Source organism: Pseudomonas putida S13.1.2 (assembly GCF_000498395.2).
Taxonomy (GTDB): Bacteria; Pseudomonadota; Gammaproteobacteria; order Pseudomonadales; family Pseudomonadaceae; genus Aquipseudomonas; species Aquipseudomonas putida_Q.
Genome location: NZ_CP010979.1, coordinates 1,365,039 through 1,385,961 on the forward strand (window position 1 = coordinate 1,365,039; position 20,923 = coordinate 1,385,961).

26 protein-coding genes are annotated in these 20,923 nt (G+C 60.9%); 6 read left to right on the forward strand and 20 right to left on the reverse strand.

Features of this window, described 5'->3' with window-relative positions; all coding sequences use genetic code 11:
- Window positions 1-61: 61 nt before the first annotated feature.
- Window positions 62-1,765, reverse strand: a complete 1,704-nt coding sequence (locus tag N805_RS06135; RefSeq protein WP_019471578.1) for an amidase — start codon at window positions 1,763-1,765, stop codon at window positions 62-64.
- Window positions 1,766-1,944: 179 nt separating this feature from the next.
- Entirely contained in the window at window positions 1,945-2,787 is an 843-nt protein-coding gene (yghU, locus tag N805_RS06140; protein ID WP_019471579.1) for a glutathione-dependent disulfide-bond oxidoreductase, read from the reverse strand.
- Window positions 2,788-2,986: 199 nt separating this feature from the next.
- Here yghU and N805_RS06145 point away from each other — a divergent pair, with 199 nt between their 5' ends.
- The gene (locus N805_RS06145) at window positions 2,987-4,033 is read left to right on the forward strand and encodes an alpha/beta hydrolase family protein (RefSeq protein ID WP_019471580.1); all 1,047 of its coding nucleotides are present in this window, start codon (window positions 2,987-2,989) and stop codon (window positions 4,031-4,033) included.
- Here N805_RS06145 and N805_RS06150 read toward each other — a convergent pair.
- From N805_RS06150 to N805_RS06190, 9 genes are all read right to left on the reverse strand, one after another.
- Window positions 3,995-5,188: an MFS transporter gene (locus N805_RS06150; RefSeq protein WP_019471581.1), complete on the reverse strand. Its 1,194-nt coding sequence runs from the start codon at window positions 5,186-5,188 to the stop codon at window positions 3,995-3,997. The two genes, N805_RS06145 and N805_RS06150, sit on opposite strands and share 39 nt — an antisense overlap.
- 185 nt (window positions 5,189-5,373) lie before the next feature.
- Window positions 5,374-6,960, reverse strand: a complete 1,587-nt coding sequence (locus tag N805_RS06155; protein WP_012272468.1) for an ABC-F family ATPase — start codon at window positions 6,958-6,960, stop codon at window positions 5,374-5,376.
- A 32-nt stretch (window positions 6,961-6,992) separates the two neighbouring features.
- A complete protein-coding gene (locus N805_RS06160; protein WP_019471582.1) occupies window positions 6,993-8,207 on the reverse strand; it encodes a site-specific integrase in 1,215 nt (404 codons plus the stop codon).
- A gap of 251 nt (window positions 8,208-8,458) precedes the next feature.
- A complete protein-coding gene (locus tag N805_RS06165; RefSeq protein WP_019471583.1) occupies window positions 8,459-8,956 on the reverse strand; it encodes a hypothetical protein in 498 nt (165 codons plus the stop codon).
- A gap of 51 nt (window positions 8,957-9,007) precedes the next feature.
- Window positions 9,008-9,238 (reverse strand): hypothetical protein, encoded by a 231-nt coding sequence (locus N805_RS06170; RefSeq protein ID WP_019471584.1) that lies wholly within the window; start codon window positions 9,236-9,238, stop codon window positions 9,008-9,010.
- A gap of 43 nt (window positions 9,239-9,281) precedes the next feature.
- Window positions 9,282-9,677, reverse strand: coding sequence for a phage protein NinX family protein (locus tag N805_RS06175; protein WP_019471585.1), 396 nt, complete (start codon window positions 9,675-9,677; stop codon window positions 9,282-9,284).
- Window positions 9,677-10,069, reverse strand: a complete 393-nt coding sequence (locus tag N805_RS06180) for a hypothetical protein (RefSeq protein WP_019471586.1) — start codon at window positions 10,067-10,069, stop codon at window positions 9,677-9,679. The genes N805_RS06175 and N805_RS06180 overlap by 1 nt, the downstream gene beginning before the upstream one ends.
- Complete coding sequence (locus tag N805_RS06185) at window positions 10,066-10,317, reverse strand: hypothetical protein (RefSeq protein WP_014591205.1); 252 nt, start codon at window positions 10,315-10,317, stop codon at window positions 10,066-10,068. The genes N805_RS06180 and N805_RS06185 overlap by 4 nt, the downstream gene beginning before the upstream one ends.
- A complete protein-coding gene (locus tag N805_RS06190) occupies window positions 10,314-10,808 on the reverse strand; it encodes a hypothetical protein (RefSeq protein WP_019471587.1) in 495 nt (164 codons plus the stop codon). The genes N805_RS06185 and N805_RS06190 overlap by 4 nt, the downstream gene beginning before the upstream one ends.
- Before the next feature lie 172 nt (window positions 10,809-10,980).
- Here N805_RS06190 and N805_RS30925 point away from each other — a divergent pair, with 172 nt between their 5' ends.
- Window positions 10,981-11,280, forward strand: a complete 300-nt coding sequence (locus N805_RS30925; protein WP_019471588.1) for a hypothetical protein — start codon at window positions 10,981-10,983, stop codon at window positions 11,278-11,280.
- A 47-nt stretch (window positions 11,281-11,327) separates the two neighbouring features.
- Here the strand turns inward: N805_RS30925 and N805_RS30455 are convergent, their stop codons facing one another.
- Window positions 11,328-12,035: a hypothetical protein gene (locus N805_RS30455; protein ID WP_019471589.1), complete on the reverse strand. Its 708-nt coding sequence runs from the start codon at window positions 12,033-12,035 to the stop codon at window positions 11,328-11,330.
- 247 nt (window positions 12,036-12,282) lie between these two features.
- The gene (locus tag N805_RS06210; protein WP_019471591.1) at window positions 12,283-14,028 is read right to left on the reverse strand and encodes a DNA cytosine methyltransferase; all 1,746 of its coding nucleotides are present in this window, start codon (window positions 14,026-14,028) and stop codon (window positions 12,283-12,285) included.
- Between the two features lie 136 nt (window positions 14,029-14,164).
- Here N805_RS06210 and N805_RS30460 point away from each other — a divergent pair, with 136 nt between their 5' ends.
- Complete coding sequence (locus N805_RS30460) at window positions 14,165-14,335, forward strand: hypothetical protein (protein WP_019471592.1); 171 nt, start codon at window positions 14,165-14,167, stop codon at window positions 14,333-14,335.
- A complete protein-coding gene (trbK, locus tag N805_RS29675; RefSeq protein ID WP_033692269.1) occupies window positions 14,332-14,550 on the forward strand; it encodes an entry exclusion lipoprotein TrbK in 219 nt (72 codons plus the stop codon). The genes N805_RS30460 and trbK overlap by 4 nt, the downstream gene beginning before the upstream one ends.
- Before the next feature lie 1,041 nt (window positions 14,551-15,591).
- On the opposite strand, the gene N805_RS06220 is transcribed toward trbK, so the two are convergent.
- From N805_RS06220 to N805_RS06245, 6 genes are all read right to left on the reverse strand, one after another.
- Window positions 15,592-16,407 carry a DUF2303 family protein gene (locus N805_RS06220; RefSeq protein WP_019471594.1) on the reverse strand — a complete coding sequence of 272 codons (816 nt, stop codon included), beginning with the start codon at window positions 16,405-16,407 and terminating at the stop codon, window positions 15,592-15,594.
- A 26-nt stretch (window positions 16,408-16,433) separates the two neighbouring features.
- The gene (locus N805_RS06225; RefSeq protein ID WP_016485684.1) at window positions 16,434-16,781 is read right to left on the reverse strand and encodes a hypothetical protein; all 348 of its coding nucleotides are present in this window, start codon (window positions 16,779-16,781) and stop codon (window positions 16,434-16,436) included.
- 88 nt (window positions 16,782-16,869) lie between these two features.
- Window positions 16,870-17,412 (reverse strand): hypothetical protein, encoded by a 543-nt coding sequence (locus N805_RS06230; protein WP_019471595.1) that lies wholly within the window; start codon window positions 17,410-17,412, stop codon window positions 16,870-16,872.
- Window positions 17,409-17,678, reverse strand: coding sequence for a hypothetical protein (locus N805_RS06235; RefSeq protein WP_019471596.1), 270 nt, complete (start codon window positions 17,676-17,678; stop codon window positions 17,409-17,411). The genes N805_RS06230 and N805_RS06235 overlap by 4 nt, the downstream gene beginning before the upstream one ends.
- 19 nt (window positions 17,679-17,697) lie before the next feature.
- Entirely contained in the window at window positions 17,698-18,081 is a 384-nt protein-coding gene (locus N805_RS06240; protein ID WP_019471597.1) for a response regulator transcription factor, read from the reverse strand.
- 347 nt (window positions 18,082-18,428) lie between these two features.
- The gene (locus tag N805_RS06245; protein WP_019471598.1) at window positions 18,429-18,653 is read right to left on the reverse strand and encodes a hypothetical protein; all 225 of its coding nucleotides are present in this window, start codon (window positions 18,651-18,653) and stop codon (window positions 18,429-18,431) included.
- 647 nt (window positions 18,654-19,300) lie between these two features.
- On the opposite strand from N805_RS06245, the gene N805_RS06250 reads away from it, so the two are divergent.
- The gene (locus N805_RS06250) at window positions 19,301-19,618 is read left to right on the forward strand and encodes a DUF1654 domain-containing protein (protein ID WP_014591195.1); all 318 of its coding nucleotides are present in this window, start codon (window positions 19,301-19,303) and stop codon (window positions 19,616-19,618) included.
- A 28-nt stretch (window positions 19,619-19,646) separates the two neighbouring features.
- Here N805_RS06250 and N805_RS06255 read toward each other — a convergent pair whose 3' ends face one another.
- Window positions 19,647-20,528, reverse strand: coding sequence for a LexA family transcriptional regulator (locus N805_RS06255; RefSeq protein WP_014591194.1), 882 nt, complete (start codon window positions 20,526-20,528; stop codon window positions 19,647-19,649).
- A 105-nt stretch (window positions 20,529-20,633) separates the two neighbouring features.
- Between N805_RS06255 and N805_RS06260 the strand changes: the two genes are divergently transcribed.
- Entirely contained in the window at window positions 20,634-20,828 is a 195-nt protein-coding gene (locus N805_RS06260) for a Cro/CI family transcriptional regulator (RefSeq protein WP_026034465.1), read from the forward strand.
- Window positions 20,829-20,923: the final 95 nt, after the last annotated feature.

Genomic DNA, 20,923 nt, shown 5'->3' on the forward strand with positions numbered 1-20,923 from the left:
TTGCAGCTTCCTGTAGGAGCTGGCTTGCCGGCGATGGGCCGCAAAGCGGCCCTTGTAAAAGTCAGCCCAGAGCCGGGGTGCGCGGCGGAATCATCCGGCGCGAGCCAGTCGCCTCGAAGGCTGCACCAAAGCTCAACAATGCATTGTCACTGTAAGCCCGCCCGGCAAAGGTCAGCCCCACCGGCATGCCGATATCGGCCATCACGCCCATTGGCACGGTGACGGTCGGTACACCCAGGTGACGGATCGCCAGGTTGCCGTTGGCCACCCAGATACCGTTGCTCCAGGCGATGTCTGCCGATGCCGGGTTGACGTCGGCATCGGCCGGGCCCACATCGGCCACTGTCGGGAACAACACCGCGTCCAGGCCCAGGTTGTCCATCCAGTCTTCCAGGTCCAGCTTGCGGGTGTGCTCCAGGCCGCGCAGGCCATCAGGCACGGTCTCGATCTGGTCCCAGGTCTTCAGGCCGCGCTTGGCCATGTTGACGTACTCGTCCATGCCGGCGGCCAGGTCGTCCTCACGGTTGGGCAGGGTGCCCGGGTCGTGGGGGAAGATCTGTGGGCCATCAACATCGGCCAGGCGGTTAAGCTTTGGGTCGCCGTTGGCACGCAGGAAGTCGTCAAAGGCCCAGCCCGACAGCTCCCACAGCTCGTCATGGAGGAACTCTTTGCTGACGATGCCGCGGTTGTAAACGGTCGGTGCGCCCGGGCGGTCGCCCTCGCAGTTGGACACCAGCGGAAAGTCCACTTCCAGCACTTCGGCGCCGGCCGCTTCCAGGGCCTGACGTGCTTCTTGCCACAAGTCGATCACAGTGGCGCGGGTGTTGATGCGTTGGCCAGTCGGGCCGCCGATGCCTGGTTTTTCGGAGGTGCCCGCTTCGGTATCGGCATTGATGTACATGCGCGGTACGCCAAAGCGTTTGCCCTTGAGTGCGCTGGCATCCACTGCCAGGTCCAGGTAAGAGGCAGGGCGCACAGTCGATGCCGCCGGGATCGGTACCCAGGGCTGCAGGCGCCACAGGTCGCCGCGCTTGTCAGCGTCATCGGCCACCACCACATCGAGGATTTCCAGCAGGTCGGCCATGGTGCGCGCGTAAGGGACAACCACGTCCATGGTCGGGGTCAGCGGCCAGTTTCCACGTACCGAAATCACGCCGCGCGATGGGGTGTAGGCGCACAAGCCATTGTTGGACGCCGGCCCACGGCCGCTGGACCAGGTTTCCTCGGCCAGGCCGAAGGCACTGAAGCTGGCGGCGGTGGCGGTGCCGGCACCGTTGGACGAGCCCGAGGCGAAGGGCGCAGTCAGGAAGTTGGGGTTGTACGGGCTTTCGGCGCGGCCATACACGCCGCGCTGCATGCCACCGTTGGCCATGGGCGGCATGTTGGTCTTGCCAAGGCACACGGCACCCGCGGCGCGCAAGCGCTCGATGGTGAAAGCGTCGCGTTGGGCGACCAGGTCCTTGAAGGCAGGGCTGCCCGAAGCGGCGGTCAGGCCTTTGACCAGGTAGCTGTCCTTGGCGGTGTAGGGGATGCCATCCAGCGGGCTCAGGACCTGGCCTTGGGCGCGGCGGGCGTCGGAGGCCTCGGCTTCTTTGAGCGCCTCGGGGTTGCGTACCACGACAGCGTTCAGGGCGGTGGCGGTGTCGGCGCCATCATAGGCGTCGATGCGCGCCAGGTAGGCCTTGACCAGCTCGACCGCCGTCGTGCGGCCCGACTCGAGCGCGTCGCGCAGCTCGGCAATGGAAACCTCGGTTACCTCGATCATGCGTTCACCAAAAAAATTGTGCAGGTGGGGGCTAGTGCGAGGAGTGTACAAGAAGGGCTTGGCGGACGCAGGTTTGCGCGGGGGCAAATGGTTTTATGCAGGGGGGCATTGTCAGGCACCAGGCGCCCCCTTGTGGGAGCGGCCTTGTGTCGCGAAAGGGCACTCCCACACGGTCCGCGCTAATCGGCCAGGTCTGTGGCTGAATGGCGCTCCGGCACCTGGCTGTCTTCATCTCCCCAGGTACGGTTGACCCTGGTGCCACGCTGCACTGCAGGGCGCTGGGCAATTTCCTCTGCCCAGCGCTGCACGTTGGGGTACTCGTCCACTGCCAGGAACTGCGCCGCGTCATACAGGTTGCCGCGCACCAACTGGCCATACCACGGCCACACGGCGATATCGGCAATGCTGTACTCATCCCCGCCCAGATAACGGCTCTCGGCCAGCCGGCGGTCGAGCACATCCAGTTGGCGCTTGGCCTCCATGGTGAAGCGGTTGATGGCGTACTCGAATTTTTCCGGGGCGTACACGTAGAAGTGACCAAAGCCACCACCCAGGTAAGGTGCTGCGCCCATTTGCCAGAACAGCCAGTTCAGGCTCTCGGTCCGTGCTGCTGGTGATTTTGGCAGCAGTGCGCCGAACTTGTCCGCAAGGTACAGCAGGATCGACCCCGATTCGAATACCCGCACAGGCGGTTCGACGCTGCGGTCGAGCAGGGCAGGGATCTTCGAGTTGGGGTTGACCTGGACAAAACCGCTAGAAAACTGGTCGCCCTCGCCAATGCGGATCAGCCAGGCATCGTACTCGGCGGCGGTATGGCCCAGGGCAAGCAGCTCTTCAAGGGCAATGGTGACCTTGACGCCATTGGGTGTGGCCAAGGAATACAGCTGCAGCGGGTGCTTGCCCAGCGGCAGGTCCTTGTCGTGCGTCGGGCCGGCAACCGGGCGGTTGATGCTGGCGAACTGGCCGCCGGACGCTGCTTCGTTGCGCCACACCTTGGGTGGCACGTAGGCGGGCTTGCTCATGCATGAATCTCCTTCATTGGCGCGAAACGGTCACATAAGACGTGGACCTGTATCTATGCCACGGGTTCGACGCCATGCGCAAATGCAGAGAATGCGCGCGCAACGTGCATAACGATGGTTTCATCCAGTTTTCATCCGGCGCAGGCCAGGCCGGCTCTATGCTGGGCTTTCTCTTCGCCCTGCAAGGTACCGCCGGCCGATGACTGTTCCCCGCTGCTTGTTGGCGATGGTCCTGCTCGGCGGCCTGCTGGCCCATGCCGAAGCTGCGCCGTGGGTTGCCGGCCTGCACCACATGACCTTGGCCGACCCAGTCGATAGCCGGCCGATGCAAGCGCTGGCGTTCTACCCGGCTACTGGTAAAACCCGTAGCAGCCGTATAGACGGCTATCCAGTCGACGTGGCAGAAGAGGCGCCCGTCGCCAGGGGCCGGTATCCATTACTGGTGTTGTCCCACGGCAATACCGGTAGCCCGTTGGCGCTGCATTACCTGGCCACCTCGTTGGCGCGGCGAGGGTTCGTGGTGGTGGCGGTAGTGCACCCGGGGGACAACGCCCGCGACCACAGTCGGCTGGGCACTCTGAGCAATCTGTATGGCCGGCCGCTGCAAGTCAGTGCCGCGATCACCGCAGCCCGCGATGATGCATTGGTCGGGCCTTACCTGGACGAAGGCAGGGTGGGCGTGATCGGTTATTCGGCGGGTGGCGAAACCGCATTGATCCTTTCCGGCGCACGCCCGGATTTGGACCGCCTGCGCCAGTATTGCCTGGAGCGCCCGAACGACGCAGACGCCTGCAAGACCCACGGTATATTGATTGCCGACCGCAGCGAACTCGCGGCGCAGGCCGATCAGCGGGTAGGGGCGGTGATGTTGATGGCGCCGCTGAGCCTGCTGTTCGGGCGCCACGCCTTGGCCGGGGTTCAAGTGCCAGCCCTGATCTACAGCGGTGATAGCGACCAACTGGTGGCGGTGGACCGCAATGCCGAGGCCCTGGCCCGCAAGCTGCCGGTCACACCCGATTACCGCCTGTTGGCCGGTGCCGGCCACTTTGTGTTCATGGCCCACTGCGACGCCGACCAGTACGCGCGGATGCCGGCATTGTGCAAAGACGCCGAGGGCGTGGATCGCCGCCATATCCATCATTCGCTGGAACGTGAAACGGCAGCGTTCTTCCGGCAGGCACTGGGCGCGCCGCAACTGGCCGAGCGGTCAGCCGCTGCGAGCGCGCCGGGACAGCAACAGCGTTAGACCCACCCCGGCCAGGGCGAGCAGGGCCGCCACGCAGAAGATCGAGGCGTACCCCAGGTGCACGGCTACTGCGCCCATTACTGGCCCGGCGATAGCCAGGGCCATATCGAAGAACACCGCATAGGCCCCCAGCCCCGCACCGCGGCTGTTGCTGGGGACCTGCTTGATGGCCTCCACGCCCAGCGCCGGGTATACCAGCGACAGCCCGAAACCGGTAAGCCCTGCGCCGACCAATGCCCAGGCCGGCGAAGGCGCCAGCCACAGCAAGCTCAGGCCGAGTACTTCAGTGGCCATGCAGGCGACCGCTACGTTGTAACCACCAAAGCGGTTGACCGCATTGACGAACAGCAGACGCGAAAGGATGAAGCACACACCAAACGCACTCAGGCACCAGGCTGCGCCTAGCCAACCGCGCTCCAGGTAGTACAAGGTGACGAAGGTGGTCAGCGTGCCGTAGCCGATCGAGGCCAGGGTCAGCCCAAGACCGCATGGCGCGACCCGGGCAAACGCCGACCAGAACGGCAGGCGCTCGCCACGCACCACCATCACGTCGGCACGCTTGCGCAACACCAGCAGGGCAAGGGTTGCCAGCACCAGCAAAGCAGGGCCCAACACGCTGAAGTCCAGCCCATCCACGGCCAACACACCCAGTGGCGCGCCAATCGCAATCGCGCCGTAGGAGGCGATGCCGTTCCATGAGATCACCCTGGCGGTGTGTTCGGGGCCGACCTGGCTGATGCCCCAGCTCAAGGTGGCCACACCAATCAGCCCTTGGGCGATGCCGAGCAGCAAACGGCCCACAAGTAGCAGCGCCAGGCTCAGCAGCGGCAGCGTCAGCGTCCAGGCCGATAGCAGGGTCAATACCCCGCAGCCGGCAATTCCCATCAGGCCGAAACGGATGGCTTGCTTGCCCCCGCGGGTATCTGCAACGCGCCCGGCAAACGGGCGGCTGAGCAGGGTGGCCAGGTATTGCAGGCCAATGGTTACTCCGGCGATCACTGCACCAAAGCCCAGTTGGTCGTGCACGTAGCTGGGTAGCACCGCAATCGGCAGGCCGATGCAGAGGAAGGCAATGAAGGTGTAGAAAACGATCGACAGGATCTGCTGAGTGATGTGCAGCGTGTTGCTGGCGGGGGCAGGTTGTTGCGCGGTCATGGGCTCTTTCGCGGGCGGCCGGTTGGGCGTGGTCCCATGATGGCTGTTACATGAAGGAAATGAAAGCAGGCTAACGAATTATTCGTCGGGTTGTGTCAGCTGTGGGGCTGGCGGTGGGATCTTCGCGGGCAAGCCCGCGAAGAGGCGGGCCCAGCCATACACAATGGCCAGGCCTTACCCATCAATCAGACCAGTACGCCTTGGCTGCGCAGGTAATCGTCGTAGGTGCCGCTGAAGTCCACCACGCCATCGGGCGACAGCTCGATGATGCGCGTGGCCAACGACGACACGAACTCACGGTCGTGGCTGACGAACAACAAGGTGCCCGGATAGTTTTCCAGCGCCAGGTTCAGCGCCTCGATCGATTCCATGTCCAGGTGGTTGGTTGGCTCGTCCATCACCAGCACGTTCGGCTTTTGCAGGATCAGCTTGCCGAACAGCATCCGGCCTTGCTCACCACCGGAGATCACCTTCACCGACTTGAGGATCTCGTCGTTGGAGAACAGCATGCGCCCCAGGGTGCCGCGAATCACCTGCTCGCCGGAGGTCCACTGGCCCATCCAGTCGAACAGGCTCAGGTCGTCTTCAAAGTCGTGAGCGTGGTCCTGGGCGTAGTAGCCCACTTCGGCACTGTCGGTCCATTTCACCGATCCGGCATCCGGGGTCATTTCGCCGACCAGGGTACGCAGCAGGGTAGTCTTGCCAATACCGTTGGGGCCGATGATCGCAACGCGCTCGCCCGCTTCGACGGTAATGTCGAAGTTCTTGAACAGCACCTTGTCGTCGAAGGCTTTCGCCATCTTCTCGACCACTACCGCCTGGCGGTGCAGCTTTTTGGTCTGCTCGAAGCGGATGAACGGGCTGACACGGCTGGAAGGCTTCACCTCGGCCAGCTGGATCTTGTCGATCTGCTTGGCGCGCGAAGTCGCCTGCTTGGCCTTGGAGGCGTTGGCCGAGAAGCGGCTGACGAAGGTCTGCAGTTCGGCGATCTGGGCCTTTTTCTTGGCGTTGTCCGACAGCAACTGCTCACGCGACTGGGTGGCCGCAGTCATGTACTCGTCATAGTTGCCCGGGAACAGGCGCAGCTCGCCGTAGTCCAGGTCGGCCATGTGGGTGCAGACGCTGTTGAGGAAGTGGCGGTCGTGGGAAATGATGATCATGGTGCTGTTACGCGCCGTGAGGATCGTTTCCAGCCAGCGGATGGTGTTGATATCCAGGTGGTTGGTCGGTTCGTCGAGCAGCAGCACGTCCGGGTCCGAGAACAGTGCCTGGGCCAACAGCACACGCAGCTTCCAGCCTGGCGCCACTTCGCTCATCGGGCCGAAGTGTTGCTCCAGGGGGATACCCAGGCCCAGCAGCAGTTCGCCGGCGCGGGATTCGGCAGTGTAGCCGTCCATTTCGGCGAATTCGGTTTCCAGTTCGGCGACGGCCATGCCGTCTTCCTCGGTCATTTCTGGCAGCGAATAGATACGGTCGCGCTCGGCCTTGACCTTCCACAGCTGGCCGTGGCCCATGATCACGGTGTCGATCACGGTGAATTCTTCATAGGCGAACTGGTCCTGGCGCAGCTTGCCCAGGCGCGTGTTCGGCTCGAGCATGACCTGGCCGCCGGATGGCTCCAGGTCGCCGCCAAGGATCTTCATGAAGGTCGACTTGCCGCAACCGTTGGCGCCGATCAGGCCGTAGCGGTTGCCGTTGTTGAATTTTACGGAAACGTTTTCGAACAGCGGCTTGGAGCCGAACTGCATGGTGATGTTAGCGGTAGAAATCAAGTGCTTGTCCTGCGGGGGTTCCAGAGGTGTATTTAGGCCCTCTCGTCAGTTTTGGGCCAATTTTGGGCCAATTCGACTCGGGGCGGCAGCTTCTCCAGCTCCCTCCAGTCCGAGGAGGAGCTGATCCATTTCGCGTAGGTAGAGAGCAACATCTCGACGCTGTGGCCGAGCTGGCTCGCGATGAACGCGGGGTTCATCCCAGACATCAGGCACATGGTTGCGTAGGTGTGGCGGGTGTCGTACTGACGGCGTTCACGGATGTTCAGCGCCTTCAGCGCCGATTTGAAGTGGCGGATTGTAACACTTGGCTCGTTAATCCACAGCCCACCTTTGCTAGGTTGGAACACGAAGGGGCTAGTAGGGTGGGCCGACTTGGACGCCATGCGACGAAGAGTAGCCATTCGCTGGGCCTGGTTGATGGCGTTTAGTGCTCGCTCGTTTAACAGGACCACCCGATGATGCTTGGTTTTCGTGCGTTCCTGGGGGGCACGGTTAACGATGATCCGGCGAACCGTCGCGGAGCGCTGATCAAGGTCGATGTCCTCCCACTTCAGGCCCATTGCTTCGCCAGGGCGGACTCCAGTAAAGAAGCAAAACTCGAAGAACGCTGCGTAGATCTGCGAGTATTTCTGAAGCGTCGCATACAGGTGGGAGATTATCGCCTCTGCTTCCGCCCTGGTGTAAGGGTCTACGACCTTCTTGACGGCCCTTGGCTTATCGAGCGAGTTGGTGGGGTTCTTGGCGATCAAACCATCGAGGACCGCTGTCTTGAAAACGCTGGACAGCTTGATGATCGCATTCCGCTTGACGCCAACTGACGTCCACTGGATCTGCGAAATGACCCCGCGAAGCATGGTCGGCGTGATCATGTCTATCCGGCGTAGGCCGAGGTACGGCATCCAGTAGATGTTGAACACGCTCTTGTAGTTGTTGCGGGTGCCTTCGACGATGTGGCGACTATCCAGCCACATCTGGGTGTAGGCGCCCAGGCTCGGGATGGACTCCGCCGTCCGGCGGGCCACCTCCGAGCCCGGGAATAGCTCGGCATACTTCTCGTCGTCCAGCAGGTCGTGGCGGATCAGGTTTACTACTTGATCACGTACACGGCTGGCTGCGCGGATGCCCTGCGCCGTCGGGGGATGGGCGAGGGTTTCCCCGCGACGCTCACCGTTCCAAGTGAAACGGATTCGGAGCGAGTCTCCTCGGATTTCAATTCCAGGGGGCAGACCCACAGGCTTTCGAGCCATTCCTCATATCTCCATCTGCTGTACATGATGTTGCGGCCGTTCTTATTCCAGACGCCTTCAGGGATTTTCCCGCGCTGGCGCCGGGTCTGAAGCGCTCGCAGCGTGATTCCCAGCAGTTCGGCCATCTTTTCCTCCGTTACCTTGTCCATTTCCTGGGCAACGGCCTCTTCCACCCCGGCGCGTTCATCGCCTGGCTTCTTCCTTTTTGAATGCATGTTGGTCTCCACGCCGCCGGTGGCGGCAGGTTGGGGTCAGGCGGGCATTTTCTCGAGCACCGTGTCGGCGACCTTGAGCGCCGCCTGGGCATCGTCGACGTAAGCTGGATCGAAGCCGCCGGCGTAGTGGATCGCCCGCTGGCAGGCGTCCAGTTCTTTGCGGGCCAGGCGGAGCGCCTGAATCAGCTCTTCCTGCAGTGCGCCCTCGGCCCGGCCGATATTCCAAAACTCCTGACCCCAGTGATCAGCAGGCGGCGGGTTGCTGTTTTGCTTGCCGCAAGCCATGGCCCCGATGATCGCGTCGCAGAGCAGGCGCTTGTAGATGTTCTCGCCATCCAGGCCCAGGCCACCGCGACGGCGCAGGGTGCTCACGACCTCGTCAACGTTGAGGCCGCTGTCCTTGAGCACGATGTCGAGTTCAGGCTTTTCAGGGGTGTAGATGACCAGAGCCAGCTTGGCTTCCGGCCAGAGATCGGCCGCCAGGCGCTCCAGGCAGTCGTTCGCGGTGTGGTGGAATCGTTCTGTTGCGGACATAGGTCATCCTCGCCCGCGCATGTCGGCGGGCTTGAGTGATAGGGGGAGGGGTTAACGCTTTTCGAGGTCGGTGGTTACGGCTTCGACGACGATTGGGCCAAGAATGCGGGTGGTATCAAGGTGGTCCTTGAATACCTTGTTCAGGCGACCGATCGCCGCCTCTCGGGCCTGCCGGTAGACCTGGTCTAGAGTGCAGTCCGGCCCCCAAGATCCTAGGTTCGTCAGTTCGACGGTGAGGGTAACCTTCGCACCGGTGCGGGTTCGCGCATGCGGCTTGCTCATCGCGGCGCCTTCCATACTAGGTAGGCCATGTAGGCGAGGGCGATCATGGCAGTAGCTCCTTTGGTACCCGCACGATCGGCCCAAGTTTTGCGTGAACCAGGGAACGGCAGAAGGCGATAAGGGGTGTAGGTCCGGAAAGCCAGGTCGAGTTGAGCGGGCCTGCGCTCCAGCCACATGGCCCGCCTGACAAATACCGGTCATGGCTCAACCCTGCCTGGTGCTTTTCGAGCAGCGGGCCGCCGTGCTCCCAGTTGTTGGAAGGGCGATAGCCGAAGCCATCAGTCGCGCCGCGGATGCTGGCGCTGGTAGGGTCAGTCCGGCTGCGCCAGATTGTGGTCCTGCACTCAGGGTCTGTGCCGAAGCCTTCGGCCATGGCCACCGCCCAGTCCAGCGGCGCGCCGATCAGGTTGGATACCCTCACTTCGATCAGGTCGGTCATCATCGGCACTCCTTTTTCCGCTCGACCTCGATCTGGTCGTAGAGTGCATCCACTCGCTTTTGCTTGCGGTTGATCGCCTCGGAGCGGTTCAGGTGGTCTCTCAGGGCCTTGTCATAAGGCTCTATCTTCTCGACCAGTCGAAGCCGCTCACTTGGATCTATTGACGCGTTGAACTGCCGAGCCAGTCGATCCCGCTCGCTGAAGTCCAGATGGTCAAGCGCGCGGTTCTCCTTCTCCATTTCGGTCAGAACGTCTGCCGATTGCCGCTTCCAGCGCAGATACAGCACATCGCTCTTCTTGGGCTTTATGAAAAAGTGCTGAGACCTGATCCACTCCACCAGGTCTTCCTTGGTCATCTCGTCGAGCACATCTTTCCGGGCGGCTTTGCTCACAGCTGATACCTCTCATCAATCCAGCGCCCAGGCGCCAGTGCGGGTGTAGGTTCAGGTTGTGTTTCGTGCGGGGAGAGCTGGCGCTGGTTGCCGGCCTGCAGCTGGCTGTCGGGGATGCAGCTGATGCCGACCCCGTTGAGCAGGTAGCAGGTGACGCCGCGCTGGCTGTCGTGCTGCACGTCGATAACGTTCTCGGTTGCGCTGGCGCCGGTGGCCAGCAGAAGGAGGCAGAGGGCGAGGCGGGTCATGGCTCCACCTCAGCGCCGTCTTTGATTTCCTCAAACCGGTACATCTTGATGACCCGTTCCTCGACGCCGGCGACCTTGATGAACTTGGCCTCATTCACCCACGGGTAGGCATTCGGCTCGCCGTGCTTTCCGCCGCCGCTCATCTCGCAGAAAGCCAGGGCGCGGCCGTCAGGCAGGATGAATGCTTTCACGTCGATGTCGTAGTTCCTTCCCCAGCTGTAGTGGCACCACTCGCGGATGCCGCTGACCTGTTCAGCTTCGTATCGCACTTCGTTGATGGCGTCGTCATGCTCGTTTTCTTCGAAAAGAACCTCGAGCAGCTCGCCAGGTGCCGCAGCCAGGAAGGCCAGATCGACGTCGGTAGACTGCCCATCATCGTCGGTGAACGTGTAGCCGTAGCCGAACTGGAGGCCCTTGCGCATGACAAGCAGCTTGGCCAGCTGGCTTGCGGTGAGGGTGCTCAGGTGCTGGTTGATGTTTGCTTCGAGCATACGACTTCCTTGGCCGCCATATCGCGGCAGTGAATAGAAGGGGGAGGGGTTAGGAGCATTGGTGATGGCCAATAGTCTGATTCAGATCACGAAACAGGCAGGTGCGGTTGCGAACCGCTTCGGTTTGGCTATGGTGGGTTGATGCATACAACTGAAGTCGAAGGAGGACGGCATGAGAATTCGCGGTGATGTTTTTTGGTCTTGGGCTGACCCGACGCTTCACCATAGGACTCATGACGAAACACTCGACGATGGAACGTTCATAGATGTCCAGGTGCGACTGTCGCGAACGGGTAACACGCAGATGTTCATCGGTGTATACGCCCCGAGCGGCTCTGCGCTTCATGAGGAGGCTTTCGAGTCGCGCCCGGGTGAGTCGATGACTAGAGCGCTGGCATGGGGCGTCGGCCGGGCCCGCCGGATTGCTATTGACGGTGCTCCAACTGCCAATCGTCTCGCCGCCTCAAAGTAGAGGGGAGAGGGGTTACAGCCGGGTGGAGTACTTATGTACTCCGAATGTCATGATGGCTTGCAGGTCACGTTCCGCTGGAAAGCAAGACCCTTCACGGCCTCGCTGTAGATGAACTTGATCATGTCCCACGGGATCGTGTGGCGCTGTGCGTACTCACCCTCGCCATCGCAGATCTCGCAGCCATCTGCTGGCTCGTCCAGTTCCAGGCATTCTGGGCACTCGCGCGTGACCTCCAGCTTGAACTCGCCGAGCAGCAGTGCTTTGGCACCGTTCTCGGCAGTGAGCCGCCTTGGCATGAGACAGTAGCCCTCCGGGATCGTCGGCTTGTTCGACTCAGACATCGGCCCCAGGCCAACAAGCGGCAGCCCAGTCTCTGCCGCATCCCGCTCAGCCTCTTCTTTGGTCCACCAGATGGCAGTACCAACCATCCAGGCTATCGGCTCGGGGTGGGGCTGCGGGGCTGGCCGGGCTGTAACGCGCGCTTCAATGGATGCCCAGGCTGGCGCGAACTCCGGCCAATCGCTTTCAATCACCAGGCACTCCCGCGCTGGGCAGTTCCACTCGGCCATCAGTGACATCACGCCTTCGAGAAAGGAGTGCGCGAGATCTGAGTCGACAGGTGACAGTAGCGCCAGGTCGCTGCGCTTGATGACTATGTACCGGTCTTCGTGCTGGAAGGGGGCGCTGACCATATCGATGATCCCCTCGATATGGTCATGCTGCTCGATGGTGCTGGATCGGTTTTCTGTGGGCATGGGGATACCTCAGAGGCCGGCTAAAAGACCGGCTACGCTGAATGTGTTGTGGGTTAGGAGCACCGGAGATGAGTAGAAAATTCATCTGCCAGAAATGTGAGAAAGAAACTGACGCCGACTTGGACCACGATGAAGTGCTGGACAGTCAGGTCTTCTACTGCCAGCAGTGCGGGGCCAAACATGTTGCAGTTATGGAATCGCGTGCACCTGGCGGCCCGGTGGAGATGCAGTTCCGACTTGTCGAAGACTAGGCTGCAACAGCCTGGGCAGTGGCTGATCGCCAAGGGTCATTTGCGCGGGCGAGGGCAGCCATAGGCGGCGGGCTAACGCTATTGCCGCACATGTGCACCTGCTCGGTCTTGGTGAACGGCTTGCCGTCGGCTCCCTTGTCGATGATGTAGCTGGCCGGGAAGCCCTGGGCGCGGTAGAGCTCGTGCGGCTGCAACATGCGAAGGTAGATATCTACGATCACATAGGGCGTTCCCTTCACGAAGACGGTGACCAGGCCCAGGCGGTCCTTGGTGGTAACCGTCGGCGCTGGGGCATCACACGTGCTGATGTTTTCCGTGCCGTAGTAGCTGATCAGGAATGCCGCGACGCGCAGGGCGCCTTCCTCATGTTCTGGTGACAACCTGTATTCGACCAGGGCGTGATGCTCGGCGCCGGCGGTCATTGTCGGCACCAGGTCATCTACTGCACGCCCTACGCAGTTGCGGCGCAGAGTAGCCAGACTGGCGGTCACGAGGCGCTGCTGGCTGCCGGTGTTGGTGACCGTGGTCAGCGGGTCGTCTGCGCCCTTCGCTGGCGTGGTGTTAAATCCTCCGTTGGCCTGTTCGATGAAGGCTGTCACCAGCGCCCGGTGACTCTGGGTCATAAGGGTGCCCATCGGCTGGTCGGCTGGCACTGGCTTTCCCGCATAGACCGGGCCGCCGGCCCCAATCATTACTGGGCTAGCCACAGCGAATGACCCGCCGCGCGGCCAGGAGGTCACAGTTCGCAGCGGCTCATTTGCCGACTGGGCCAGCTCGCCAGACCAGTTGGCGATCGGCACGATGAAAGGCTGCGGGTTGTCCAGTACGAATTTCTTCATGCCCTTGGCCACACGGCGCAGCGTTGCTGCTGCCAGCTCCTTCTTGCGACCGAAGATGCTTTTGCTCGGGACTCTCCAGTCAATGCACACCGCGGCGGTGCGCCACTTCTGCTGTCCCTTGACCGGGCTCTTGGCGTGGGTAGGCTTCGGCCACACGATTGGCTGGCCGTCGCAGCGGGCGATCATGAACAGGCGCTCGCGGCTTGTCGGAGCGCCGAAGTCGCACGCCTTGATAATGCGCCATTCCACCTGGTAGCCCATGCCTTCCAGCAACTGGACGAAGCGGCGCCAGGTGATGCCACGGCGCTTGGGGTTCGGTACCAGGAACTGATTGGATACCGGTACCTGCTCGCCCGGCTCGGCCACGCGGTTTACGGCCTTCTTCGGATTGGACGGATGCGGTACTAGGTCAAGGGTAACCACGCGCCCGGTCGCCTTGTCGCGTTTCGCGATCAATGGGCCCCACTGCAAAATCTGCTTAACGTTCTCCAGGCTGATCACCCGTGGCTTCTTCTTGCCGGCCCACTTGAGGCCGATCCAAGACAGGTTGCGTATTTCACGCTTGCGCGGCTGTCCGCCGGCGGCCTGGCTGTGGTGAGTGCAGTCGGGGCTCATGTGGAACCAGCCCACTGAGCGCCCTTGGCATTCCGTGTCAGGATCACCCTCGAATACGTCAGTGGGGAAGTGGCGGGCGTGCGGGTGGTTGACGGTGTGCATGCTGATCGCTGCCGGGCTGTGGTTCTTTGCGACATTCACCGGGCGGCCCAGGCCCATCTCCAGCCCGGTACCGGCGCCGCCGCCACCGCAGAAGAAGTCCACCACGATCTCATCGTCTTGCGGATCGAAGCCAAGGCCGTACTGGGTTTTGAAGTCGAGCGGGTTCTTTTTCTGAAATGCAGACATGGGCGGTCCTCGCCAGGGTGGCGTGAGTCGTTATCGTTGAATAGGGGAAGGCGCTGGCTGATGGCACGGCGCCACGTTTTGCGGAGGGGTGGGGATGTTTGATATAACGCCCGGCCATTTCACAGGAAGGAACCTCATGAAACGCACCATCATTGGCTCAGCCATCATCGCCATTGCTGCCCTGTCCCTCAGCGGATGCTGGGAGTCCGAGGAGGAGAAGAAGGCGCAGGCACAGCAGGAGGCCAGCGAGAATCTCTGGAACATCACTCCGCCTGATGAGAGCCAGGACAAGGGGTTCAAGCCGTGAAGTCATACCTTGCCCCAATCCTCGCTGCGGCACTCGTTATGAGCTTGGCTGGCTGCAAAGAAGACACCGTCGACACCGCTGCCTATGAACCGACATCCGAGCACTGCCAGCCCGACTACCTGAAAACACTTCCAGACAACAAGGCCCGCGAAGACCTGGTCGAGAAGTGCATGACCGGTGGCTCGTATAAAAAGTCAGAGCCGAAGACCTGGTGACGTCCGGTCTTCGTCAGTCAGCGCCGCCTCATCAGGCGGCGTTTTCGATTAGGGCTGGCGGGCAGCGCCGCGTAGTGAATGAACTTTTGCGAACGGTGATGGCTCTGAGCCAATCCCGCACTGCACAGGGCAATGCGGCCTCTCAGAGATCCAGGCATGTTTTCGGATGAGTTCTTCGTTGCTTACGTTGTGGCAGAGGTAGTCCTAGTCATGGCGGCTTTTGCTATTGGCGTTCATCTGACGGAGCGCTAGCGGGGGATGCGAGGCGCTGGCGGGTCAGTTGGCGGCGTGAATCTTACGCATGTGCGGCCTCGCGCGGCAGTTACGCGATAGTGGCAATTTGGTTTCAGTGGGAGTATTTGTTGTCTTCCAGCACACGGAGATGAATCCCCGATGGACCGCGAGCCAACAAACCAAGAAGTCGCAGCAGTTCTCGGAATTGATGAGGATCAGGTTGCTAAGTACCGTCGGGAGGCTGTGCTATTGGGCGACGGTTCCTGGCTGATCCACTTTTCCTACGACATGCCGCGAGAGCTTCGGCACAGCTTCACCGGTAGTTTTACGGCCATAGTCACGTGCGGTAGATCTTGTGGTGATAGTCGCGCAGGTGATTGAGCCTGAACGCTCTCCGTGGCCGAATACGGCGTGGCCTAGTTGAACTTGCGCGGAAGCTAGGATTACAAAAAAAATTGATACATAGGTGGTCCGCTGTGAGCAAAACTCCCTGGCATAGCAGCTTTCTCATTGTTTGCCCAAGGTGCGGGATGATGCCATTTAGTCTTTTCAATACCAGGCCTCAAACCTTCGAAGAGATCGTAGGTAGTAGCTGCGAGGGCTGTGATCATTCATTTACAGGAGATGATATTCGGGCTGCCTTGAAGGCTGCAGTGCGTGCTCTCCCTAAGGGGCGAAGCGGCGAGTTTGAGAGTCTGTAGGGGCTAACAGTTCATCCCCCGGATCCTGCTGATTCATCAGCATGCTCTTGCGCTTGAACTCCAGCGCCACACACCGGGAGATCGTGATCTGTGGCGCTGAGCGAGGTCACTTCGCGTCGAATGTTCCCAGCGAGAGCTTCGCGGCAGTGCCCACCTTGGCGTCGAGAACAGCCTTGAACTCTTGAGCGATTGCCTCGCGCTGGGCTTCTTCGCCGATCCAGCGCAGCTTCAGTACTGGTTGCGAGCCTCCGGTGATGACCGACACGCGCAGGCGGATTACTTGCTCGCCCAAGCCTTCGAACGGAATGACCTTGAAGTCCAGCCATGCCGGCAGGGTATCTTTGCTGCTTGCTTCGATCTGGTCCATGGTGCTGCGGCTGGCGCGAGTTTCACCTACTGCGTGGTCGCTCTCGGACGATGCCTTCACGGTGATGGTGCGAACCGCAGCAATCGCTTTGGCGATGGTCATGGTCTGGCCATTTTCATCGGTGGCCGCGAGGTGCTGGTTCCAGTCTTCGATCCAGTCGCTCATGGCCTTCTGCACCAGGCTCTGGCCGCATACTGCCTGAACGGCGGCGAACGCAGCGGAAGCCTTGAGGCGCAGCACGGCGCGGTCATCGGCATGGCCTGGCTCTTCGGCGGTGCCGATGTTGAACAGCACGATGCAGCTCATGTTGTCCTGGTCTATGAAGCCGCGTGCTGCTGGCGCGGCGCGCTCGACGACATAGGCGCTGTAATCAGCCAGCGAGTGGGTGGAGTAGGTGCCACGGAAGCGGTTGCGGCCTTCCTGATAACGCTCGAGATCAACCACGTTGAAGTTTTGCGGGACAACGACCACCGGGCCCAAGGCCGGCAGATCGCGGCCAACTGCCGCAATGGTGTTTTCCTGGATCAGTTCGAGAGCTTCTTTGCTGAGGGACATGCGCTATTCCTTGTAGATGCTGTGAGTTAGGAGCGTGGGTGTACCGGTGCTTCGTCACGGTTGAAGAGCTGGTCATGCTTTTCGGGGAAGAGGGAGATGTTGCCGCCGGTGCCAACGTACATCGGCGTGTCGAGGCTGGTGTTCTCGCTGCGCGTGCCGCGCTTGGTGGGCACTTTGTAGTCAAGCTTGTGCTTGATCTTTACCTGGTGGGAGTCGCCGATCTGGCTGAAGTCCAGGGTGATGGTGATTTTCCCTGCCTTGCCGTGATCGACAACGCCTGCGGCTACTTCCGAAAGGGCGTGACCGATTTGGCTGGCGAAGGCGCCGCCGTTGAGCTCCTGCAGGAACTCTGTGGTGTCAGTGGGCTTGGACATTGCTGCGTCTCCTGATGGGCGATGCCGCTGGGCGGCAGATTGATGTGCTGCTGGCGCCGGCCGTGCCGGACGCGCGAGGTGATGCGTTTCATGCTTTTCTCGTCGCTCGCTTCTCGGCAGTGGTCGGGAAGTCGATTTCAAGCTCTCGGAGCAGTCGGCCCAGCTGCTTGAAGGAGATCTTCAGCTCGCGCACAACGTCTGCCCTGGACATCCCGACATTGCGGTAAGCAATGATTTTTTCTGCCTTCGCCAGGTCTTCGACGGGGTCGCTTAGTTTCTTGCCCAGGTTGCTCATGCCGTAGTTCGGATCGCGCTGGAACTTGAACTTGCCTTGTGCGGCAGCCCGCCCGAGCGTTGCTTGGGCGAGGCCGGTGTGAGCCATTGCCTCTTTGTAAGTCATGGTCTTCGCCAGCTCGCGAAGCTCATCAAGCTGCTTCAGCCGAGCAGCCACCCGCTTGTTGACTGGGGCGGCGACGGATGCGCGCATTGGCTCAAGGTCGCGATGAGGTCGGTGTGGCACGTACTCGAACCCGGGCAGGGTTTCGACGGAACCACCGTCGCCAAAGAAGCTGTCGATGCTGGCGGTGAGCTGGGCCAGAATTTGGTCGCGGCTGTTCGATTGCCCAATCATTGCAGGCCGCCTTGTTTGCTGGCTGCGCCTGCCTCCATCGCATCCACAAACCGCATGGCTGTCCGGTAGCTGTACGCGAAGCCCTGCTTGGCCCCGGTTGCGATCTCAATCACATCCCACGTCGCGCCCTTGCCAGATGCCTGGTAGCGGGGTGCGGTCTGGCCGATCTTGGCATGGGCCTCGGCCCTCACTGACTTGCTGCGCTCGAGCAGGGCCGCGAGCACGGCAAGCTTCTGCTCGAAAGCAGGGTGCATTGCTGTCTGCATGGGGTGATCCTCGGGTTTGTCAGGCGTGGTATGCGAAGGCTTCGGCCTTGCGAACGATTCGAACTTGGGCGGTGCGGCGCTCCGGCGCACGGCGGTCGCGGCGTATTGGGTCGCTGTCGTCGATCACCGCGTGCATGGCGATGAGGCCGGCAAGGGCGATGCAGAGAGGACTGATGATCTGCTGCCGCATGGCCTTGGTGACCGCCTCGATGCGGCGTCCGGCTTCGAGCTTAAACAGTGCGGCTTCGATACGGTTGGCCACGGTGCCCGGGCTTACCGCCATCTCTCGGGCGATTTCCTTGGTGGTAAGGCCTTGGGCCACCCACAACAGCGCTTCCAGCTCCCGTGGTGCCAGCGCCTTGCCGAGCTGGCCTATCCATGAGCCGCAAGTGATCGTTTCCATGAAAGGTCCTCGGTAGGCTGCATTGGTCGTGACGCTCGCTGCCGTGTACCTCCCGGACCAGGGGAGGGCGAACGTCACGACCAATGCAGTCGTGTAAGGTTGATGTTGGTGAGTGTTACGGGCTGTAAAGCGCACGGTCGTGTGCCTTACGGGCTGCAGCGGTGTGTGATCTGGCCGGCTCGGCGCCGGGCTCATTTTTTCGACTCAGCTTTACCTGGCCGCCGCTGGTGCTACCCCGACATACGTCAGACGGGCTGATCACTTCCAGTTGTGCGCAAGCCTGCGCATCCAGATCACACACCGATGCAGCCTGGTGATGGGAAACCAGGTAGATCGGGCAGTCAAAGTCAGGCTGACTTGGAGCAGGCTTCGAAGGCTGCTCGTTCCAGATCGAGACATTGCTCGTAATGAGCCATCGCGATTGGCATGTGATAGCTATCCAGCGGCCATTTACTCACCTTGCAGCCCTGACCTGCCGGGCAGTGGAATACGAAGAGCTCGCCTTCGTTCTTGTCCATCTCCAGGCTGACCTGGGCACCGCTATCGAAGCTGTCTTGGATAATCGTGGTCATTCGAATTGCTCCAGTGGATTCCCCCTGATGCACCCCACTTGAGGTGCACCGGGGAATCGTCTGGCGTCACCGCCCCAGATGGCAGCTCTGCACTCAATGCGTTGGCCTTGGGCTTCCCTCGCATCGCCTTCAATCTGAATACGGCGATGGTCGTTGGGGATCATGTTGCTCCGCGCTTGAGTGCAGCCCTTGGGCCGGCTGTGTAGGGCACGTATGCGCGGTTTGCCGACCCGTTTCGTCGGCTGGGCTTAATGCTTCATTGGCAGGTTCCTCCTATGGTTTTTGATCCTCGCCATGCTCGTCGCCGGGTTTCCCCACCACTGCCTGCTGCAGCTACTGGCTACGCATCAGGTGGCTCGCATGGTCTGGCGTCCTCCATGTGGGAGTCCGGCAGCTATCCAGAGGCTGCGTGGTCGACGACTTAGCTTGTCCCGACCCAGGTGATGGCCTGGGTGCGTCGAGGTGGTCACGTCTGGTTGTGTAAAGAGCGGTGGCTTGTCAGGCCTGCCGAGGCTGTGTTGCGCCCCGATGGATAAAGTTAACCATCGGTATGCTTTTAACGTCAATACCGATGGTTAATTTATTTTTCAAAGGCGTGCGCTATGATCCGGTTTACTGGATGCATATACAGTTAATAAGGAGGTGTCATGGCCAAGCAAAACAAGACGGCGCCGACGCAGCAGCATCAAGGAATGACTGCGCTAGAGCGGCTGGGATTGAGGGTATCCAACATGATCAATCACCCAAAAGCGCAGGAGCAGCGCTGGGTGGCCATTCATCGACTGGACACAGATGGTGATGCTGAGTGGGGCGAGATCATGCGCATTCTTAGTGAAACGGATGGCCTGGAGATCACGCAGCTGGAAGAGGGCGGAATAAAAATCGAATGGGAGATGCAGAGCGTCGACGACCGGGAGGCGCCGATCGAAGAGCTGGAGGCGCTTGAAGAGGAGGCGCCGTTCTAACGGAATAGCCCGCTTGCGGCGGGCTTCATCAGGCTTTCTTGGCGTTCCAGATCAATAGGACCTTCGCATGGATCGTGACGTCGTCGATCCTGGCTTGTTGATCCTTGTGTTTCTCGTTGTCAGAGATCAGCCAGAAGTGGTCCTCGTCGAAGAACTGCAGGCGCTTGATGTACAGGTGGCCGTGCCAAGTCAGGACGTAGATACCGTCTCCGACGAACTCATTCACTCCACGGTCAACGATCAGCGGATCCTTGTCGTTGATCGTGCCCTCCATGCTCTGTCCCCAGCCGAAGATCATGGCCAGCGCAGACTGAGAGGTATAAGTAACCCCTTTTTCGTGTAGCACCGACTCCTTCACGATCACGTTCCGCATGACTTCGGTGTAGTCAGGGGGTACCTGGCCGTGCCCCATCGAGGCGCGTATGTCGTATTGCGGGATGAAGATCTCGTCTTTCTTCACCTTCAGGCCGGAGAAATCAGCGGACACGACATTGCTTGGGCGATCTTCAACCAGAGACTCTGCAACCGCAGCCGCGATCTTCTGCTGCGCATCCTCATCCAGCTTCTTTCCGGCGTGCTGCTTCAGCATCGCCATTACCTTTTCTGCCGCGCCTTTCTTGTGTTCCTGGTCGCCAGCTGGAAGCGACCGCAGCGATCGGATCTCGTCCGCTAGCCGTGGGCTGAACTGTTCAACCGGCACTTCCAAAAGCCTGGCCAACACCGCAGCGAACTTAGCGTTTAGCGGGTTGAGGCCTTTGAAATAGAGGTTCACCGCTGCCGGCGTCATGCCCGCTTCGTCGGCGATTTTCTTCTGACTGAGCTTCAACTCATTTTTGCGGGCGAGGAACAGCGCGTGCGCAGCCTCGCATTCAGCCAGGCGGTCAGGAGGGAGGATTCGTTTCTTGGTCATGGCGCGAACATATACCAATGGTTAAAGAATTGGGAGAAACCATCGGTATGGACAGATAATCAACCGATGGTTAATATCCGAAGCATGAACAACCGAGGCCCGATCATGAGCGAGACCCCCCTCGACAAATTCGTTGCTGAAAAAGGGCAGTCCGAGGCTGCCAGGCTTCTCCGCGTGACGGCGCCTGCCATCCACAAGGCGCTGGTCGCAAAGCGGGATATCAGCGTTTTCGAGCTCCCAGATGGCGGTTATGCCGCTGTCGAGCGCCGGCCTTTTCCATCCCAGAGATCCGCTGCCTGACGCCGTAGGCCGTCTGACGGTGGGAATTATGAGAGATCTGGCATTGCGCCAGTAGATGACGGATATACCTGCGAATCCATCCAGTACAGGAATCG

What these genes read in the sequence shown, in the direction of transcription:
- N805_RS06135 (WP_019471578.1), bottom strand. Translation starts at nt 1,765, where the DNA reads ATGATCGAGGTAACCGAGGTTTCCATTGCCGAGCTGCGCGACGCGCTC.
- yghU (WP_019471579.1), bottom strand. Translation starts at nt 2,787, where the DNA reads ATGAGCAAGCCCGCCTACGTGCCACCCAAGGTGTGGCGCAACGAAGCA.
- N805_RS06145 (WP_019471580.1), top strand. Translation starts at nt 2,987, where the DNA reads ATGACTGTTCCCCGCTGCTTGTTGGCGATGGTCCTGCTCGGCGGCCTG.
- N805_RS06150 (WP_019471581.1), bottom strand. Translation starts at nt 5,188, where the DNA reads ATGACCGCGCAACAACCTGCCCCCGCCAGCAACACGCTGCACATCACT.
- N805_RS06160 (WP_019471582.1), bottom strand. Translation starts at nt 8,207, where the DNA reads ATGGCTCGAAAGCCTGTGGGTCTGCCCCCTGGAATTGAAATCCGAGGA.
- N805_RS06165 (WP_019471583.1), bottom strand. Translation starts at nt 8,956, where the DNA reads ATGTCCGCAACAGAACGATTCCACCACACCGCGAACGACTGCCTGGAG.
- N805_RS06170 (WP_019471584.1), bottom strand. Translation starts at nt 9,238, where the DNA reads ATGAGCAAGCCGCATGCGCGAACCCGCACCGGTGCGAAGGTTACCCTC.
- N805_RS06175 (WP_019471585.1), bottom strand. Translation starts at nt 9,677, where the DNA reads ATGACCGACCTGATCGAAGTGAGGGTATCCAACCTGATCGGCGCGCCG.
- N805_RS06185 (WP_014591205.1), bottom strand. Translation starts at nt 10,317, where the DNA reads ATGACCCGCCTCGCCCTCTGCCTCCTTCTGCTGGCCACCGGCGCCAGC.
- N805_RS06190 (WP_019471587.1), bottom strand. Translation starts at nt 10,808, where the DNA reads ATGCTCGAAGCAAACATCAACCAGCACCTGAGCACCCTCACCGCAAGC.
- N805_RS30925 (WP_019471588.1), top strand. Translation starts at nt 10,981, where the DNA reads ATGAGAATTCGCGGTGATGTTTTTTGGTCTTGGGCTGACCCGACGCTT.
- N805_RS30455 (WP_019471589.1), bottom strand. Translation starts at nt 12,035, where the DNA reads ATGCCCACAGAAAACCGATCCAGCACCATCGAGCAGCATGACCATATC.
- N805_RS06210 (WP_019471591.1), bottom strand. Translation starts at nt 14,028, where the DNA reads ATGTCTGCATTTCAGAAAAAGAACCCGCTCGACTTCAAAACCCAGTAC.
- N805_RS30460 (WP_019471592.1), top strand. Translation starts at nt 14,165, where the DNA reads ATGAAACGCACCATCATTGGCTCAGCCATCATCGCCATTGCTGCCCTG.
- N805_RS06220 (WP_019471594.1), bottom strand. Translation starts at nt 16,407, where the DNA reads ATGTCCCTCAGCAAAGAAGCTCTCGAACTGATCCAGGAAAACACCATT.
- N805_RS06225 (WP_016485684.1), bottom strand. Translation starts at nt 16,781, where the DNA reads ATGTCCAAGCCCACTGACACCACAGAGTTCCTGCAGGAGCTCAACGGC.
- N805_RS06230 (WP_019471595.1), bottom strand. Translation starts at nt 17,412, where the DNA reads ATGATTGGGCAATCGAACAGCCGCGACCAAATTCTGGCCCAGCTCACC.
- N805_RS06235 (WP_019471596.1), bottom strand. Translation starts at nt 17,678, where the DNA reads ATGCAGACAGCAATGCACCCTGCTTTCGAGCAGAAGCTTGCCGTGCTC.
- N805_RS06240 (WP_019471597.1), bottom strand. Translation starts at nt 18,081, where the DNA reads ATGGAAACGATCACTTGCGGCTCATGGATAGGCCAGCTCGGCAAGGCG.
- N805_RS06245 (WP_019471598.1), bottom strand. Translation starts at nt 18,653, where the DNA reads ATGACCACGATTATCCAAGACAGCTTCGATAGCGGTGCCCAGGTCAGC.
- N805_RS06250 (WP_014591195.1), top strand. Translation starts at nt 19,301, where the DNA reads ATGGCCAAGCAAAACAAGACGGCGCCGACGCAGCAGCATCAAGGAATG.
- N805_RS06255 (WP_014591194.1), bottom strand. Translation starts at nt 20,528, where the DNA reads ATGACCAAGAAACGAATCCTCCCTCCTGACCGCCTGGCTGAATGCGAG.
- N805_RS06260 (WP_026034465.1), top strand. Translation starts at nt 20,634, where the DNA reads ATGAGCGAGACCCCCCTCGACAAATTCGTTGCTGAAAAAGGGCAGTCC.